The sequence below is a fragment of the Actinomadura rupiterrae genome (assembly GCF_024172125.1).
GTDB classification, from domain to species: domain Bacteria; phylum Actinomycetota; class Actinomycetes; order Streptosporangiales; family Streptosporangiaceae; genus Spirillospora; species Spirillospora rupiterrae.
Genome location: NZ_JAMZEA010000001.1, coordinates 903,158 through 920,454, shown reverse-complemented (window position 1 = coordinate 920,454; position 17,297 = coordinate 903,158). Strand labels below are relative to the sequence as shown.

At 73.0% G+C, this 17,297-nt stretch carries 14 protein-coding genes and 1 riboswitch; of the genes, 10 read left to right on the top strand and 4 right to left on the bottom strand.

The genetic code is table 11. From position 1 onward, the window contains the following. Window positions 1–13: 13 nt before the first annotated feature. Complete coding sequence (locus tag FHU30_RS04065; RefSeq protein ID WP_253871593.1) at window positions 14–1,651, top strand: amidohydrolase family protein; 1,638 nt, start codon at window positions 14–16, stop codon at window positions 1,649–1,651. A gap of 123 nt (window positions 1,652–1,774) precedes the next feature. Here the strand turns inward: FHU30_RS04065 and FHU30_RS04060 are convergent, their stop codons facing one another. Next, window positions 1,775–2,974: an alpha/beta hydrolase gene (locus FHU30_RS04060; protein ID WP_253871591.1), complete on the bottom strand. Its 1,200-nt coding sequence runs from the start codon at window positions 2,972–2,974 to the stop codon at window positions 1,775–1,777. A gap of 229 nt (window positions 2,975–3,203) precedes the next feature. On the opposite strand from FHU30_RS04060, the gene FHU30_RS45815 reads away from it, so the two are divergent. Continuing rightward, a complete protein-coding gene (locus FHU30_RS45815; RefSeq protein ID WP_308211180.1) occupies window positions 3,204–5,240 on the top strand; it encodes a cell division protein PerM in 2,037 nt (678 codons plus the stop codon). A gap of 91 nt (window positions 5,241–5,331) precedes the next feature. On the opposite strand, the gene FHU30_RS04050 is transcribed toward FHU30_RS45815, so the two are convergent. Further along, a complete protein-coding gene (locus FHU30_RS04050) occupies window positions 5,332–5,820 on the bottom strand; it encodes a hypothetical protein (RefSeq protein ID WP_253871589.1) in 489 nt (162 codons plus the stop codon). 185 nt (window positions 5,821–6,005) lie between these two features. Here FHU30_RS04050 and purN point away from each other — a divergent pair, with 185 nt between their 5' ends. The 3 genes from purN to FHU30_RS04035 all read left to right on the top strand — a co-directional run bounded on the left by purN (window position 6,006) and on the right by FHU30_RS04035 (window position 8,718). Further along, the gene (gene purN, locus FHU30_RS04045) at window positions 6,006–6,659 is read left to right on the top strand and encodes a phosphoribosylglycinamide formyltransferase (RefSeq protein WP_253871587.1); all 654 of its coding nucleotides are present in this window, start codon (window positions 6,006–6,008) and stop codon (window positions 6,657–6,659) included. Further along, entirely contained in the window at window positions 6,656–8,224 is a 1,569-nt protein-coding gene (gene purH / locus FHU30_RS04040; protein ID WP_253871585.1) for a bifunctional phosphoribosylaminoimidazolecarboxamide formyltransferase/IMP cyclohydrolase, read from the top strand. The genes purN and purH overlap by 4 nt, the downstream gene beginning before the upstream one ends. 314 nt (window positions 8,225–8,538) lie before the next feature. Next, the gene (locus tag FHU30_RS04035; protein WP_253871581.1) at window positions 8,539–8,718 is read left to right on the top strand and encodes a hypothetical protein; all 180 of its coding nucleotides are present in this window, start codon (window positions 8,539–8,541) and stop codon (window positions 8,716–8,718) included. Here FHU30_RS04035 and FHU30_RS04030 read toward each other — a convergent pair. Beyond that, entirely contained in the window at window positions 8,715–9,308 is a 594-nt protein-coding gene (locus FHU30_RS04030) for a GNAT family N-acetyltransferase (protein WP_253871579.1), read from the bottom strand. The two genes, FHU30_RS04035 and FHU30_RS04030, sit on opposite strands and share 4 nt — an antisense overlap. A gap of 85 nt (window positions 9,309–9,393) precedes the next feature. Between FHU30_RS04030 and FHU30_RS04025 the strand changes: the two genes are divergently transcribed. Then, complete coding sequence (locus FHU30_RS04025; protein WP_253871577.1) at window positions 9,394–10,584, top strand: DNA glycosylase AlkZ-like family protein; 1,191 nt, start codon at window positions 9,394–9,396, stop codon at window positions 10,582–10,584. Window positions 10,585–10,588: 4 nt separating this feature from the next. Then, a riboswitch (ZMP/ZTP riboswitch) is annotated at window positions 10,589–10,673 on the top strand. Between the two features lie 57 nt (window positions 10,674–10,730). Further along, entirely contained in the window at window positions 10,731–11,585 is an 855-nt protein-coding gene (locus tag FHU30_RS04020; protein WP_253871575.1) for a bifunctional methylenetetrahydrofolate dehydrogenase/methenyltetrahydrofolate cyclohydrolase, read from the top strand. A gap of 236 nt (window positions 11,586–11,821) precedes the next feature. On the opposite strand, the gene FHU30_RS04015 is transcribed toward FHU30_RS04020, so the two are convergent. Further along, window positions 11,822–12,550: an FHA domain-containing protein gene (locus FHU30_RS04015; RefSeq protein WP_253871573.1), complete on the bottom strand. Its 729-nt coding sequence runs from the start codon at window positions 12,548–12,550 to the stop codon at window positions 11,822–11,824. 500 nt (window positions 12,551–13,050) lie between these two features. Between FHU30_RS04015 and FHU30_RS04010 the strand changes: the two genes are divergently transcribed. From FHU30_RS04010 to FHU30_RS04000, 3 genes are all read left to right on the top strand, one after another. Further along, entirely contained in the window at window positions 13,051–13,362 is a 312-nt protein-coding gene (locus FHU30_RS04010; RefSeq protein ID WP_253871571.1) for a DUF3017 domain-containing protein, read from the top strand. A 298-nt stretch (window positions 13,363–13,660) separates the two neighbouring features. Continuing rightward, window positions 13,661–15,880 carry an NADP-dependent isocitrate dehydrogenase gene (locus FHU30_RS04005; protein ID WP_253871569.1) on the top strand — a complete coding sequence of 740 codons (2,220 nt, stop codon included), beginning with the start codon at window positions 13,661–13,663 and terminating at the stop codon, window positions 15,878–15,880. A gap of 310 nt (window positions 15,881–16,190) precedes the next feature. After that, a complete protein-coding gene (locus FHU30_RS04000) occupies window positions 16,191–17,180 on the top strand; it encodes a malate dehydrogenase (protein WP_253871567.1) in 990 nt (329 codons plus the stop codon). Window positions 17,181–17,297: the final 117 nt, after the last annotated feature.

Here is a 17,297-nt window from a genome sequence, read left to right as displayed (position 1 = left end):
CCATGGAGCGGCCATGAGACCCCCGCGTGCTCCCCGCACGTCTCGTCCCCTCGCGGCGCTGGTCATAGCCCTGGTGTGCGCCACCGTGCCCGCCTTCGCCGGGTCCGCGGCGCATGCCGCGCGGCCCGTCCCCGTCGCCAAGAGCGCGTCCTCCGGGAGCGTGCGCGGGTTGCTCGACGCGCACACCCACATCGAGGGCGCGGACGACATGGGCGGACGCATGATCTGCGGCGAGCCGTTCGACCCGGACGGCATCGCCGCGGCGCTGCGCGACTGCCCCGACCACTACCCGCACGGCGAGTTCGCCGTCTTCGAGAACTTCCTGAAGAACGGCAGCCCGTTCGGGACGCACGATCCGGTCGGGTACCCGACGTTCAAGGACTGGCCCGCGCACGACTCGCTGACGCACCAGCAGGTCTACTACACGTGGCTGGAGCGCGCCTGGCGCGGCGGGCTGCGGGTCATCGTGGACCAGTACGTCGCGAACCGGGTGCTTTGCGAGCTGTACCCGCTCAAGAAGAACCCCTGCGACGAGGACGCCACGCTCGACCTGGAGCACGGCAAGGCCCTCGCGATGCAGGCGTACATCGACAAGCTGAGCGGCGGGCCCGGCAAGGGCTGGTTCCGGATGGTCCGCACGCCGCAGGAGGCGCGCGCGGTCGCCGCGTCCGGGAAGCTCGCGGTGGTCGAGAGCATCGAGACGTCCGAGCCGTTCGGCTGCCGGGAGGTCCGGGACGTCCCGCAGTGCACCGAGAAGCAGATCGACGACGGCCTGGACCACATGCAGGCCCAGGGCGTGACCAGCATGTTCGTCTGCCACAAGTTCGACAACGCGCTGTGCGGCGTCCGGATGGACGGCGGCGTGGCCGGGGTCGCGGTCAACGTCGGCAACTTCGTCGGGACGGGCCAGTTCTGGAACGTCGAGACGTGCAAGGGCCCGGCGCACGACAACACGGTGACGCCGCAGGTCACGCTGCCCCTGGCCGTCCGGACGGCGCTGGGCCTGCCGAACCTGCCCGCGCCGTTCTACCCGGCCGCGCCGCACTGCAACACGCGCGGCCTGACCCCGCTCGGCGCGCACATGATCAGAGAGATGATCAAGCGGAAGATGATCGTCCAGATCGACCACATGAGCGCCAAGGCCGCCGACCAGACGCTCACGATCCTGGAGCAGGCGCACTACCCGGGCGTGATCTCCTCGCACAGCTGGATGGACCCGGGCTACCAGGCCCGGGTGTACAGGCTCGGCGGCATGGTCACCGAGTACGGCTCGCCCGCCGACCAGTTCGCGGGCGGCTGGCGGGAGGCGAAGCAGGCGTTCCAGCAGGCCGGCGGCCAGGGCATGTTCGGCTTCGGGTACGGCCTGGACGCCAACGGCTTCGGCCCGCTGCCCGGTCCGCGCAAGGGCAGCTCCGTCCAGTACCCGTTCACGGCGCTCAGCGGCGTCACGCTGGACAAGCTCACCACCGGCCAGCGCACCTGGGACCTGAACGTGGACGGCGTCGCCAACTACGGCCTCGTCCCCGACTGGATCGAGGACATGCGCAAGACGGTCGGCCCCGAGCTGACGAACGACATGGCCAACGGAGCCGAGGCCTACCTGCGGATGTGGGAGCGCGTGAACGCCTACACCCCGCCGTCCGGCAGCTGAGACCGGCACCCCGCTGATCGCCGAGAACCCGCGTGGTCTGGCCCGACCACGCGGGTTCTCGGTTGTCAGGACGGCTTGAGGCTGCGGACGGGTGTCAGGACGGCTTGAGGCCGCGATCGGGTGTCAGGACGGTTTGATCTCGTGGACGGGGGGCGGAGCCGGGGACTCCTGGCCGCCGCCGGGCAGGTTGGCCGGGCCGACCGGCGGGTACTTGCCCGGGACGGGCGCGTGCGTCGGCCCCTGGACCGGGCCGCCGAGCCGGTTCGTGGCCCAGCTCAGGAACTTCGGGAACGCCGGGTTCCAGGCGGCGTAGGTGTGCCGGGCGTGCGCGATCAGCACCATAGGCGCGTTCTGCCCGTGGCTCTCCAGGACGCCGTGGAAGAGCTTGGCGTCCGACACGTCCCCGCGGTCGGACTCGCCCGCCATCAGCCAGAACGCGGGCAGCCGCGCGCCGGGCGGGGTGTTGGTGAGCCGCCACAGCGGGTCGTTCTCCAGCCGGGCGCGCGCGTCGCCGCCGAACGGGTCGCCGCCGCGCTCGGGCAGCGGCTGGAAGTAGCCGCTCATCACCCCGGCCAGGCTGAACACGTTCGGGTGCCGCAGCGCCAGGTTCGCCGCGCAGAAGCCGCCCTCGGAGAACCCGGCGACGCCCCAGCGCGCGCCGGGCGGGTCGGTGCGGAACGAGGTCTGCACCGACGCCGGGACGTCCTCGGCGAGGTAGCTGTCGTTCTTGTCGCCGTTGTGCGGGCGGTCCAGGCACTGCGAGCCGCCCGCGCCGCGCGCGCTGCCGTTGATGTTCGGCATCACCAGGATCGCGGGCTTGGCCTGGTGCTTCTCGATCATCGTCTTGTAGGTCGAGGAGACGTGCAGGCCGCGCTGCCAGTCCGCGGGCTCGCCGGGGGAGCCGTGCAGCAGCTCCAGCACGGGGAAGTGCGCGGTGGCGTAGGGCGCCTGGAAGTACTGCGGCGGCAGGTAGACCAGGCCGGGCCGGTTCAGCCCGCTCTTGGGCCCCGCGAAGTAGGTGGAGACCAGCAGGCCGTCCTTGGCCGGGACGCCGCCGGTCTTGAGGTTCTTGCCGCCGCCGGGCGGGATCGCCTGGACGCCGGGGTGCTTGCCCGACAGGTCGTCGAACAGGTCGCCCCAGGTCTGGTAGTAGTCGTAGAACCGGTTGACGACGGCCATGCCGAACACCGACGACACGGCGAACGCCAGCACGCCCGCGCCGACGCGCAGCACGATCGGCGGCCCCTGCCTGGCCAGGACGTAGGCGAGCCCCCCGAAGACCGCCACCATCAACAGCAGAACCACGATGCTCTGCGGACCCACCACCTGATCCCTCCCCGTGGGACGAGCGGCCCCTCCCCGAACAGACGCGACCGCTCCTGACGCGCACAACGCGACGGAACCGCGTGAGGATCCAGGGTTATCCGATCGTTGCGCGTGCTCGGTACATCCTGCCGCCCTCGCGGCGTGCTCGCGCCGCCTCCCCGCCGCAAAGGCGACACGCCGGGAATGGGCGGCCGTTGGGCGAGGTGGGGGTGCCAGCATGGACGCCGTGAGCGAGACGGGACGGCAGCGGACGGCGACCGGCGCGGCGGCGGGCAGCCCCGCGCCACCGGGCTCCGGCGCGTCCCGGAGCCGCCCGGACGCCCCGCCGCACGCCCCGGACGGACGCTCCGCAGGCCCTTCGGGACCGGGCGGACGCTCCAGCGGTCCGCCGGAATCGGGCGGGCGGTCCGGAGGTCCTTCCGGGCCGCGGGAGCCGGGCGGGCGGTCCGGCGGTCCTTCCGGGCCCCGGGAGCCGGACGGGCGGTCCGGTGGTCCTTCGGGCCCGAACGAGATCCCGGTCACATCGGCGCAGCGGCCGCTGTGGGTGAACGGGCTGGTCGGCGCGGTCTGGTGCATCGGCATCGGCCTCGCCGTGCTCACCACGATCACCCTTGCCGGCTGGATCGCCGCGCCCCGGACCGCCTTCGGGCACGGCCTGCCCGGCGTGTTCCGGACGGCGGTCAACTTCTGGCTGGTCTCGCACCACGCGGGGTTCTCGGTCGACCACGGGCGGGTCGGGCTGCTGCCGCTCGGCGTCCTGCTGATCCCGGGCTTCCTGCTGTACCGCAGCGGCGGCTGGATGATCAGGCGCGGGCTGCCCCGGGACGCGGTGCGGCACCCTGCCGCGGCGGGTGGAGCGGACGCGCGGCGCGCCGTCCTCGGCGCCGCCGTGGCGCTGGCCGCCCCGTACGCGGCGCTCGCCGGGCTGCTCGCGCTCGCGGCGGCGTCCCCGGTGGCCAAGCCCTCGCCCTGGCAGGCGGTCGTGGCGTGCTTCACGGTCGCGGCCGTCAGCGGCGGGATGGGCGCGGCGCGGACGGTCGTCGCGGCGCGCGGACGGCGCGTCCGGTCCGGGCTCGGCGCGCTGCTGCGGCTGCTGCCCGAGCGGCCGCGCTCGCTGGTGGTCGGCGTCGCCGGATCGGTGTCGGTGCTGCTCGGCGGGGGCGCGGTGCTGGTCGGCGCGTCCCTGGCGATGCACACCGGCGAGGCCGCGCGGCAGTACGACCTGCTCGCGCCCGGGATCGTGGGCGGGGTCCTGCTCGTCCTGGTCCAGGTGGCCTTCCTGCCGAACGCGGTGATCTGGGGGATGGCGTACGCGATCGGCCCCGGCTTCGCCGTCGGCGCCGGGACGAGCGTCTCGGCCAACGGCGTGATCCTGGACGTCGTGCCCGTGTTCCCGCCGCTCGCGGCGCTGCCGCAGCCGGGTCCCGCGCCCGTGCCGTCCCTGCTGGCGCTCGCCGTGCCGTTCCTGGCCGGGGCGGTCGGCGGGGTGCTGACCGTCCGGGCGATGCCGAGCACCGTGTCGGAGTCCGCGCCTTTGTGGGGGTTCGCTTCTGGGGCGCTCACTGGGCTCGTCACGGCCGTCCTCGCCGCGCTGTCCGGCGGGCCGCTGGGCGGAGAGCGGATGGCGACCGTCGGGCCGTCCGCGTGGCAGGTCGGGCTGCTCGCGGCGCTGGAGGTCGGGATCTCCGCCGCGATCGCCGCCTGGCTGGCGAACTGGCGCATCCTCCGCCGCGCCGCCGCTCCGGACGCCCTCCCGCCCGAGCCCGCCGCCGAGGCCAGGACCGAGACCGTCCGCCGGGACGCGCCCGAGCCCGCGACCGGCGAGGACCGCCGCCGGCGCCCCGACACGCCCGCCCCCAGCCGTCCCGCTCCCAGCCGTCCCGTTCCTGGCCGGAGCGCTCCCGAGGCGCCGCCGTCGCCTGCCGCTCCCGAGCCGTCGGCGTCGCCCTACGCGTCCGACCCGCTGGAGTTCGAGGAGGCCGAGCCCGTCTTGGCGCCGCGCCGTCCGGCCAGGTCCAAGACCCGCTACGAGGACGAACTCCCCGACCTCATGGACGACCCGGCCCCGCCGCCCGAGCCCGAGCCCGCGCCCGCCCCCGAGCCGCCGCCCGCCCCTGTGGTCGAGCACACCCCTGAGCCGGAAATCACACCAGAGCCGGACGAGACGGACGTCCCGCGTCCCCGCCCGGACGAGCCGGAACGCACCGAGAACCGCGGCGGCGCGATCTACGTCCTCCGCGACGACCCCCGCGACGACGCCTAGCCACTCTTGGAACGCGGAACGGGCCGGAGCCGCTAACCCCGCGACTCCGGCCCGTCCTCCGGCCCGTCCTCCGGCCCGTCCTTCGGTCCGGTTAGAGCATGCCCTTCAGCGGGTCGAGGTCCGAGGTGCGGACGTGCAGCTTGTGCGCGATCTCCGGCAGCCACTTGGCCTCGCACGCGGCCCGGTCGGTCTGCGTGTTGGCGTCGGACTTGCAGTTCTCCAGGGCGCTGACCTCGGGCCACAGGTAGACCGCGAGGCCGAGCATCAGCACTCCCAGCACGACCGAGATCGTCCCGGTGACCAGGCCGCCGGTGACGCCGGGCGGCGGCGCGGTGCGTCCCGCCGCCAGCCGCCGCGCCTTGGTCGCGACGACCAGCGCGGCGACGCCGAGCGCGAGCCCGCCCGGCCAGAAGAACAGGGTGATCACCAGCGAGCCGACGCCGAGCCACAGCGCGCGCCGGGCCGTCTGCTCGGCGGCGCCCGGCGGCAGCGCGCCGCCGGGAGGCGGACCCTGCGGCTCGGGCGGCCGCCACGGGTCCTGCGAGGTCGGCTGGCCGGACGGCCCCGGCTGGTCGTTCACTTGGCGGTCCCCCTGCTGGCGAATGGGAATCGGGCGGATACGGAGCGGATATGGAGCTGTTCGGCTGCCACGCGCGCGCCGGGGCGAGGTCCGGTGGCCTCACCGCGGCGCCGGTTCGGGGGCGCGGAGCAGGGCCGATAGGCTTTGCCTCGCTCGTACCGCCCCGACGTCACCGCTGAGGAGTCATGGTGTCCGCCCGGCTCGTCGTCCTCGTCTCCGGCGCGGGGACCAACCTACAGGCGCTCCTCGACGCGTGCGCAGATCCAGCCTACGGGGCGTCCGTAGTGGCCGTGGGCGCCGACCGCGACGGAATCGCCGGCCTCACGCGCGCGCACGAGGCGGACCTCCCGACCTTCACGCTGAAGATCCCGGACTTCCCGGACCGCGCCGGCTGGGACGCCGCGCTCGCGGACGCCGTCGCCGCCCACGAGCCCGACCTGGTGGTCTCCGCCGGGTTCATGAAGATCCTCGGCCCCGCGTTCCTGGCCCGGTTCGGCGGCCGGACGGTCAACACCCACCCGGCGCTGCTGCCGGCGTTCCCCGGCGCGCACGCCGTCCGGGACGCCCTGGCCTACGGTGTCAAGGTGACGGGCTGTACCGTGCACTTCGTCGACGAAGGCGTGGACACCGGACCCGTGATCGCCCAGGAGTCCCTCCCGGTGCGCCGGGACGACGACGAGGACTCCCTGCACGAGCGCATCAAGCAGGTCGAGCGCCGCCTCCTGGTGGACGTCGTCGGCCGGCTCGCCCGCGACGGCTGGACCACCGAGGGCCGGCGGGTCTCGATGAACGGCAGTACCAACACGTCCGCTGACGATGGAGGGGAGCTCGGCCGGTGAGTCGGGTGGGTATCAGGCGCGCGCTGATCAGCGTGTACGACAAGACGGGGCTGGAGGAGCTCGCCAAGGGGCTCCACGAGGCGGGGGTCGAGATCGTCTCGACCGGCTCCACGGCCGGCCGGATCGCCGCCGCGGGCGTCCCGGTCATGAAGGTGGAGAAGCTCACCGGGTTCCCCGAGTGCCTGGACGGGCGGGTCAAGACGCTGCACCCGAAGGTGCACGCGGGCCTGCTCGCCGACCGGCGCAAGGCGGACCACCTCCAGCAGCTCGACGACCTGCACGTCGAGCCGTTCGACCTGGCGGTGGTGAACCTCTACCCGTTCTCCGACACGGTCGCGTCCGGGGCGAAGCCGGACGAGTGCGTCGAGCAGATCGACATCGGCGGCCCGACGATGGTCCGCGCCGCCGCCAAGAACCACGCCAGCGTCGCGGTCGTCGTCTCCCCGGACGGCTACGGCGACGTCCTGGAGGCCGTGAAGGCGGGCGGGTTCACGCTGGAGCAGCGCCGCCGCCTCGCCGCGCAGGCGTTCGCGCACACCGCCGCCTACGACGTGGCGGTGGCGTCGTGGTTCGCCTCGTCCTACGCGCCGGACGAGCAGGCCGCCGAGACCGGCTGGCCCGACTTCACCGGCGCGACCTGGGAGCGCAAGAACCCGCTGCGGTACGGCGAGAACCCGCACCAGCGCGCCGCGCTCTACACCGACCCCGGCGGCAAGGGCGGCCTCGCCAACGCCGAGCAGCTGTACGGCAAGGAGATGTCGTACAACAACTACGTCGACACCGACGCCGCGCACCGCTCCGCCTACGACTTCGCCGACCCGTGCGTCGCGATCATCAAGCACGCCAACCCGTGCGGCCTCGCCGTCGGCGCGGACATCGCCGAGGCGCACCGCAAGGCCCTGGAGTGCGACCCGGCGTCCGCCTACGGCGGCGTGATCGCCGCGAACCGCCCGGTCACCGCGGCGATGGCGCAGCAGGTCACCGGGAGCTTCGCCGAGGTGATCATCGCCCCGTCCTTCGAGGACGAGGCCGTGACGATCCTCACCGACCGGTTCAAGAACGTCCGCCTCCTGGTCTGCCCCGGCGGCCCGGCCAACCCGACCGAGTCGCGCCGGATCGACGGCGGCCTGCTGATCCAGACCGTCGACCGGGTGGACGCCGAGGGCGACGACCCCGCGAACTGGGACCTCAAGACCGGCGCCCCCGCCGACGAGGCCACCCTGCGCGACCTCGCGTTCGCCTGGAAGGCGTGCCGCCCGGTCAAGTCCAACGCGATCCTGCTCGCCAAGGACGGCGCGACCGTCGGCGTCGGCATGGGCCAGGTCAACCGCGTCGACTCCGCGCGCCTCGCGGTCTCCCGCGCCGGCGAGGAGCGCGCCCGCGGCTCGGTCGCCGCGTCCGACGCGTTCTTCCCCTTCCCGGACGGCCTCCAGATCCTCCTCGACGCCGGCGTCACCGCCGTCGTCCAGCCCGGCGGCTCCATCCGCGACGAACTCGCCATCGAAGCGGCGGAGAAGGCCGGAATCACCATGTACTTCACCGGCACCCGCCACTTCTTCCACTAAGCAGCAACAACCAGCAGCCCCGGCGGCCGCTAGGCCGCTGCAACTCCTGCGGGAGCGCACAGCGCGCCGGTCCTGGCGGCCGTCAGGCCGCTGCAACTCCTGCAGGAGCGCACAGCGCGCCGGTCCCGGCGGCCGTTAGCCGCTGCAAGTCCTGCGGGGGCGCGCCGCAGCACGCCGGTCCTGGCGGCCGTTAGGCCGCCGGAACCGGCTTGATCTTGGCGTTCTTTACTTTTTTCCTCGCTTAGCCTCGGGGGAGGCCGCGTCGCATTGCTTGTTCCTGACCTTCGCGCGGCCGTCTCTTGGGAGAACCGCGCATGGAACACGTGATCGGCTGGCTGCTTGGCTCCGTCCTCCAGGCCCCTGCCCTGCTCATGGAGTCCCGGCAGCTCATCGGGGTGCTCGCCGCCGCCGCGGCGGCGATGCTCGCGGCGCAGCTGGGCTGGCACGGCACCGACCGGATCATCGCCTGGCGCGGGCGCGCCGACCAGGACTAGCGCAGGCGGGCGCGGAGCGCCGCCGCGGCCTCCGGCCACTCGGTGTCGATCATCGCGTAGACGGCGGTGTCGCGGAGCGTCCCGTCCGGGCGGATGCGGTGCCGCCGGTGGAAGCCCTCGAAGGACGCGCCGAGCCGCTCGATCGCCGCGCGGGACCGCTCGTTCAGCCGGTCGGTGTGCCAGCCGACGCGGAGCGCGCCGAGGCCGTCGAAGGCGTGTTCCAGGAGCAGCAGCTTGGACTCGGTGTTGATGCCGCTGCGCTGCCAGCGCGCCCCGATCCAGGTGTGCCCGATGTAGAGGTTCCGGTGCGCCGGGTCGATCTCGTAGAAGGACGTCGTCCCCGCGACCTCGCCGGTCGCCGCGTCGATCTGGGCCCAGGGCAGGCGCTCGCGCCGGTCGCAGGCGGCCAGCGCGTCCGCGACGAAGTCCCGCATCTCGGCGAGGTCGGCGGGCTGACGGCGGCTCAGCCAGCGCCACACCTGCGGGTCCTTGCCCGCGTCGAGCAGGCCCTCGGCGTGCTCCAGGGTCAGCGGCTCCAGCCGGACGTACCGCCCGGCCAGCACGGGACGGTCGAACCATGCGTCGTTCATGGAAGCGACGTTAAGCCTCAAACCGGACACCCGGAACGGCCACTTCGCCGCGATTCCGGGAAACCACTCCGGGCACACTGACCCCATGGACGCGATCAAGTTGCGTGCCTGGTGGGCGCACCGGCAGGGCCTGGACGGCACGCTCCGCGGCGCCGCCCCCGCCGGGACCCTCGCCCGCACCGGCTGGGCGCGGTCGGTCGGCGGCGTGAACCCGTACCTGCAACTGCACGCCAGGTCCGGGACGTCCCGCGAGGACGTCGACCGGGCCGTGGCGGGCCTCGCGATCCACGAGCTGCCGTCCGCGCGCGGCTGCGCCTACGTGCTGCCCGCCGCCGACTACGCGCTCGGCCTCAAGGCGGGCGAGGACGCTCCGCTCGGCGAGGTCGCGGTCGTCGGGAAGCTGGGCGTGCCGCGCGCCGAGATCGACGCGCTCGGACGCGCCGTCCTCACCGCCCTGGACGAGGCGGACGGCCCGCTCGCCCCCAAGGCCCTGCGCGAAGTGCTCGGCGACACCGTCCGGAACCTGGGGGACGCGGGCCGGAAGAAGGGCGTCTCCACGACGCTGCCCGTCGCGCTCGGCCTGCTCCAGGCGACCGGTCGGATCCGCCGCGTCCCGCTCGACGGGCGCCTCGACAACCAGCGCTACGCCTACACGCCCTGGTCGCTCGACATCCCGTACAGCGAGGACGAGGCCCGCACCGAACTCGCCCGCCGCTACTGGTCCTGGACGGGCGGCGCGACGCTCGCCCAGTTCCGCTGGTTCTCCCGGCTCGGCGTCCGGGATGCCAAGGCCGCGGTCGAGCCGCTCGGCCTCGTCCCGCTGGAGGGCGACGTCCTGGCCACCGAGGACGACGCCGCCGAGTACGCCCGCTACGTCCCGCCCAGCGAACCGGAGTACGCGCTCGTCGGCTGGATCGACGGGATCTTCCTGCTCCGCCGCGACCTGGCGAGCATGATCGACCCGGCCGACGCCGCGCGCGACCTGCCGCCCCTGCTCGGCCGCGGGACGCTCGGCGGCCTGTCCGACATGCCCGCGCAGGGCATCGTGGACCGCGGGCGGCTGGTCGGGCTCTGGGACTTCGACGCCGACGCGGGCGAGATCGTCTGGGCGTCCTTCGTCCCGCCGGACGACGCGCTCCGCGAGGCCGTCGCGCGCACCGAGGCGTTCGTCCGCGACGAGCTGGGCGACGCGCGCGGCAGCAGCCTGGACAACCCGGCCAAGCGCCGTCCCAGGTTGGAGGCCATCGCGGCGCTCGGCAGGGGGCCCGCCCGGTAGCATGAGCCGGACGCGACTGGCGCAGACAAGGTGGATTCGACCACCGGGGAGCGGAGACGGTCCGGACACCGCGCGCCTGGGTGCCGGAGGCTCGCAGACCGGGGCCGCGCTGTGCGCGCCCCCGCCGGACCCGCGGAGGTACACCGATGACCGCGAACATCCTCGACGGCAAGGCCACGGCGGCGGAGATCCGCGCCGACCTGGCCGTCCGCGTGGCGGCCCTGAAGCAGCGCGGCGTGGACGTCGGGCTCGGCACCGTCCTGGTCGGCGACGACCCGGGCAGCCACGCCTACGTCAACATGAAGCACCGCGACTGCGCCGAGGTCGGCATCGAGTCGATCCGGCGGGAGCTGCCCGCCACCGCCACCCAGCAGGAGGTCGAGCAGGCCGTCCGCGAGCTGAACGAGGACCCGGCCTGCACCGGCTACATCGTCCAGCTCCCGCTGCCCAAGGGCCTGGACGAGTTCCGCGTGCTGGAGATGATCGACCCGGCCAAGGACGCCGACGGCCTCGCGCCGATCAGCCTCGGCCGGCTCACCCTGATGCAGCCGGGCTCGCTGCCCTGCACGCCCAAGGGCATCGTCGAGCTGCTGCGCCGCTTCGACGTCCCGATCGCGGGCGCCGAGGTCGTGGTCGTCGGCCGCGGCATCACCGTCGGGCGGTCCCTCGGCCTGCTGCTCACCCGCCGCACCGAGAACGCGACCGTGACGCTCTGCCACACCGGCACCCGCGACCTGGCCGCGCACACCCGCAACGCCGACATCATCGTCGCCGCGGCCGGCGTCCCCGGCCTGATCACCCCCGACATGGTCAAGCCCGGCGCGGCCGTCCTGGACGTCGGCGTCTCCCGCGTGGACGGCAAGCTCGCCGGCGACGTCGCCGCCGACGTCGCCGACGTCGCGGGCTGGGTGGCCCCCAACCCGGGCGGCGTGGGCCCCATGACCCGCGCCATGCTCCTCGCCAACGTCGTAGAACTAGCCGAAACCAACGCCCGCGTCTGACCCCGCAAGGCGCGCGCGCTTCAACACCGCTGCCCGAGTCTGAACGGCGCAAGTCTCAAGACCGCCGCCTGCGGCTGAACGGCGTGAGTGTGCAGGACGGGCGTGCGGTTCGGGACCGGCGCGCGTCTGAGTCCGACATGCGCGATCCCGCCGGGAGCCCGGAGGCTCCCGGCGGGGGGAAGCACGGTCGCCCCTTTGCGCTGCCTGGGCGGGGGGCGACCGCGTGATCGAACCGCCTAGCTAGCTCTCCTCGCGGCCGTGGTGTGGCGGCCTGGGCCGCCGTTGAGAGGGTGGCCGTGCGTCGCGCCCTGGGGCGGGACGGGACGGCGGATCTCGCCGGTGGCGCGGCCGTCCACCGGTGTGCGGCCCTGCTGCGGGACGTGCACCGGCGGCAGCGGCCGGACCAGTCCCATCGCGATGACCTCGTTGGCGAGCCGGGTGCGCCGGTTGGCGCCCTCCGGGATGCGGAACTTCTGGTAGAGGCGCAGCAGGTGCTGCTTGACGGCGGCCTCGGTGACCACCAGGTCGGCGGCGATCTCGCGGGCGGTGGCCGGAGCGACGAACGCCTCGTCCGACAGGGCGGGGCGGCACAGCGAGGTCAGTACGTCGACCTCGCGGCGGGTGAGCTCCGGAGCCACGGCGCGCCGCAGCTCGACGTCGGGATCGACCTCCTCGCGGGGGATGCCCCCCATCCGGCAGCGCGCCGTGCCGAAGCTCACGACGTCGCCGTCCTCCAGGACACGGCGCGCGATCGGGCGGCCGTTGACACGGGTCCCGTTGCGGGACAGCCCCATGTCGACGACGTACACGTACGGGCCGCGCCGAATGATCTCTGCGTGCAATCGGGACACACTCGGGTCGTCGAGGCGGATGTCGACTCCTCGCCCTCGGCCGACCGTCGTTACGTCGGGGCGCAGCGGCATCACCAGTCCGCTGTCCTCGATCCGCATGAACGGCCCCTCCACGGCAGTCCTCCCAGCTAGTTAGCGACCCCTGTCTGCCGGGTTACCCGTGCCGGTGATCGTCACACCCTCCTACCGGTGAGTAAGGCCGATGGTTCAAGGGTTTCCGTGTTCTCCGGTTTTCGTCGGAAATCGGAGCTGGCGGGCGTTATCCGGCATCCGCGGACCGTTCCCGGCGCGCGTTCGATTGCGCCGGTGTCCCTGGTCCGCCCCCTCCGGTGGCGCCGCCCGGAACGTCCGGGCCGTCCAGTGGCGCGACCGTCCGGACGTCCTCACCCCGCCCGTTCGCGCTACGCGGAACGTCGTCACCCCGCCCGTTCGGCGCTACGGTGGAAGGTGGGACAACGGTTCACCTCGGCGTGCCGCACCGTGCTGCACCGCGGCGCGCCGCCCGGCCGCGCCCGCGCGCGTTCGGCGGACGAGCGCGCCGTCGCACCGTGCCCGGCACATGTCCGCAGAGAACACAGACCACCCGGTACACCGTCGTATGAGGGGCCTTCGGGATGAGCACGCAACTGCACCGGCGACGACGCACGCCGCGCGGCGGCGACGTGGGCTCGAACTGGCTCGGGCGGCTCCCGTACCTGATCGTCCTGTCCGGGGTGGCGGGCGGCCTGGTGCTGTGCGCGCTGCACTACTTCCGCAAGGGGTCCGGCCTGCTCGCCGCCGCCGTCCTGCTGGGCGCGCTCGCCCGGCTGGTGCTGCCGCCGAGCCAGGTCGGCATGCTGGAGACCCGCAAGCGCTGGCTGGACGTGACGATCATGGCCGGCTTCGCGGTCGCCATCGCGGTCACCGCCCTGGTCGTCCCGCGCTGACCGCCCTGGTCGTCCCGCGCAGGTCGTCTTGGTCGTCCCGCGCAGGTCGTCTTGGCCGTCCCGCGCTGACCGTCCCGGCCCCGGCGCCCTCGCACCGGGCCAGCGCTGACCCCGGGTGACCTGAACGGCACTCACCGCCACCGCCGGATTTTCCGGCGTTTCCGCAGGTCAAGTGCTATGTGCGGGGACGTCTCCAGGGGTGCCCGCTGGTCTACACCATCCGCCGTCCGGAGGCGGGTACAACACCGGATATCTTGATATCGAGCAAAGACGCCGCCATGAAATGAGGAGTGTCCGGGTGACAGACTCGACGATCATCTATACGCACACCGACGAGGCCCCGCTCCTGGCGACCTATTCGTTCCTGCCCGTGATCGAGGCCTACGCCTCGACCGCCGGGGTCGGGGTCGAGACCCGCGACATCTCCCTGGCCGGCAGGATCATCGCCTCCTTCCCCGAGTACCTGGACGAGGGCCAGCGGATCGGCGACGCGCTCGCCGAGCTCGGCGACCTCGCCGAGACCCCCGGGGCCAACATCATCAAGCTGCCGAACATCTCGGCCTCCATCCCGCAGCTGAAGGCCGCGATCGCCGAGCTGCGCGCGCAGGGCTACGCGCTGCCGGAGTACCCGGACGACCCGAAGACCGACGAGGAGCGCGACGTCCGCGCCCGCTACGACAAGGTCAAGGGCAGCGCCGTGAACCCGGTGCTGCGGCAGGGCAACTCCGACCGGCGCGCCCCCGCCGCCGTGAAGCAGTACGCGCGCACCCACCCGCACCGCATGGGCGCGTGGAGCGGCGACTCCAAGACCGACGTCGCGACCATGGGCGCCGACGACTTCCGCTCCACCGAGACGTCCGCGGTCGTCCCGGCCGACGGGAACCTGCGCATCGAGCTGGCCGCCAAGGACGGCGCCACCACCGTGCTGCGCGAGGCCGTCCCGGTGCTGGCGGGCGAGGTAGTGGACGCGTCGGTGATGCGAGTATCCGCGCTGCGCGAGTTCCTGACCGCGCAGATCGCGCGCGCGAAGGCCGAGGACGTGCTGTTCTCGGTCCACCTGAAGGCCACGATGATGAAGGTCTCCGACCCGATCATCTTCGGCCACGTCGTCAAGGCGTTCTTCCCCCGGACGTTCGAGAAGTACGGCGAGACCCTGGCGAAGGCCGGCCTGTCCGCCAACGACGGCCTCGGCGCCATCCTCTCCGGCCTGGACGCGCTGCCCGAGGGCGCCGACATCAAGGCGTCGTTCGAGGCCGAGATCGCCGAGGGCCCCGAGCTGGCGATGGTCGACTCCGACCGCGGCATCACCAACCTGCACGTCCCGAGCGACGTCATCGTGGACGCGTCCATGCCCGCGATGATCCGCACCTCCGGCCACATGTGGGGCCCGGACGGCCAGGAGCACGACACCCTCGCCGTCATCCCCGACTCCAGCTACTCCGGCGTCTACCAGGCCGTCATCGACGACTGCAAGGCGCACGGCGCCTACGACCCGGCCACCATGGGCTCGGTGCCGAACGTCGGCCTGATGGCGCAGAAGGCCGAGGAGTACGGCAGCCACGACAAGACCTTCGAGATCGCCGCCGCCGGCACCGTCCGCGTGGTGGACGAGCAGGGCCGCGTGGTGCTGGAGCAGCCGGTCGAGGCGGGCGACGTCTTCCGGATGTGCCAGACCAAGGACCTGCCGATCCGCGACTGGGTGAAGCTGGCCGTCACCCGCGCCCGGCTGTCCGGCGACCCGGCCGTGTTCTGGCTGGACGCCGACCGCGCGCACGACGCCGTCCTGATCGAGAAGGTCGAGAAGTACCTCACCGAGCACGACACCGAGGGCCTGACGATCGAGATCATGTCCCCGGTCGAGGCCGCGAAGTACTCGCTGGAGCGCATCCGGCGCGGCGAGGACACCATCTCGGTCACCGGCAACGTGCTGCGCGACTACCTCACCGACCTGTTCCCGATCATGGAGCTGGGCACCAGCGCCAAGATGCTGTCGATCGTCCCGCTGATGGCGGGCGGCGGCCTGTTCGAGACGGGCGCGGGCGGCTCGGCCCCCAAGCACGTCCAGCAGCTGGTCAAGGAGAACTACCTGCGCTGGGACAGCCTCGGCGAGTTCTTCGCGCTGGCCGCGAGCTTCGAGCACCTGGCGCTGTCCACCGGCAACGCGCGGGCGCAGATCCTCGCCGACACGCTGGACCGCGCCACCGCCGAGTTCCTGAACGAGAACAAGTCCCCGACGCGGCGCCTCGGCGGCATCGACAACCGCGGCAGCCACTTCTACCTGGCGCTGTACTGGGCCCGGGAGCTGGCGAACCAGACCGGGGACGCGGAGCTGGCGACCGCGTTCGGCCCGCTGGCCAAGGCGCTCGGCGAGCAGGAGCAGACCATCGTGGACGAGCTGCTCGCCGTCCAGGGCTCCCCGGTCGACCTCGGCGGCTACTACCGTCCGGACCCGGCCAAGGCCGCGGCGGTGATGCGCCCGTCCGCCACGTTCAACCGCGCTCTGGCGACGCTCGCCTGACCGGGCGCCGTATGACGCGCGGCCCGGGCGCCGCATGACGCGCGGCCCGGAGCGAGATGGTTCGGTGTAGGAACGATCTCGTCCGGCCGTGAGAGGGCCGCCGCTGACACCTCAGCGGCGGCCTTCGCCCTTTTCCGGGCCATCTGTTCGCCCTTTTCCGGGGCATGTGTGAGCGGTCAGTCATGCCAGGCACGGCCCTGCCGGACGGCCCGGGGGACGGCGCGGTATAGCCTGACAGGCGGATATCTCGACGGCGAGAGATCCAGTCGAAAGGCCGCCTGAGCCCCGTCAGCAGGAGATGAAGAAGGCTATGTCGCGCACGCCAGTTTCCGTCACCGTCACCGGAGCCGCCGGCCAGATCGGCTACGCGCTGCTGTTCCGCATCGCGTCCGGGCACCTGCTCGGCGCGGACGTACCCGTCAAGCTGCGGCTGCTGGAGATCCCGCAGGCCGTGAAGGCCGCCGAGGGCACCGCGATGGAGCTGGACGACTGCGCGTTCCCGCTGCTGTCCGGCATCGACATCTTCGACGACGCCGAGAAGGCGTTCGAGGGCGCCAACGTCGCCCTGCTCGTCGGCGCCCGCCCCCGCACCAAGGGCATGGAGCGCGGCGACCTGCTGGAGGCCAACGGCGGCATCTTCGGCCCGCAGGGCCGCGCGATCAACGCCGGCGCCGCGGACGACGTCAAGGTCCTGGTCGTCGGCAACCCGGCCAACACCAACGCGCTCATCGCGCAGCAGAACGCCCCGGACGTCCCGGCCGAGCGGTTCACCGCGATGACCCGCCTCGACCACAACCGCGCGCTCGCCCAGCTGTCCAAGAAGGCGGGCGTCGCGGTCACCGACATCAAGAAGATGACCATCTGGGGCAACCACTCCGCCACCCAGTACCCGGACCTGTTCCACGCCGAGATCGGCGGCAAGAGCGCGGCCGAGGTCGTCGGCGACCAGAACTGGCTGGAGAACGACTTCATCCCGACCGTCGCCAAGCGGGGCGCGGCGATCATCGAGGCGCGCGGCGCGTCCTCGGCCGCGTCCGCCGCGTCCGCCGCGCTCGACCACGTGAACACCTGGGTGAACGGCACCGCCGACGGCGACTGGACGTCCATGGCCGTCGTGTCGGACGGCTCCTACGGCGTCCCCGAGGGCCTCATCTCCTCCTTCCCGGTCACCACCAAGGACGGCAAGTGGGAGATCGTCCAGGGCCTGGAGATCGACGACTTCTCGCGCGGCCGCATCGACGCCTCGGTGAACGAGCTGGCCGAGGAGCGCGACGCCGTCCGCAAGCTGGGCCTCATCTGAGCGTCCCGCAAGCCGGGCCTCATCTGAGCGTCCGCTCCGATGTGACCTGCGCCTGAGCGCATGCAAGAAAACCCCGGGCCGCGGCCCGGGGTTTTCTCGTTCCGGCGGAAAACCGGC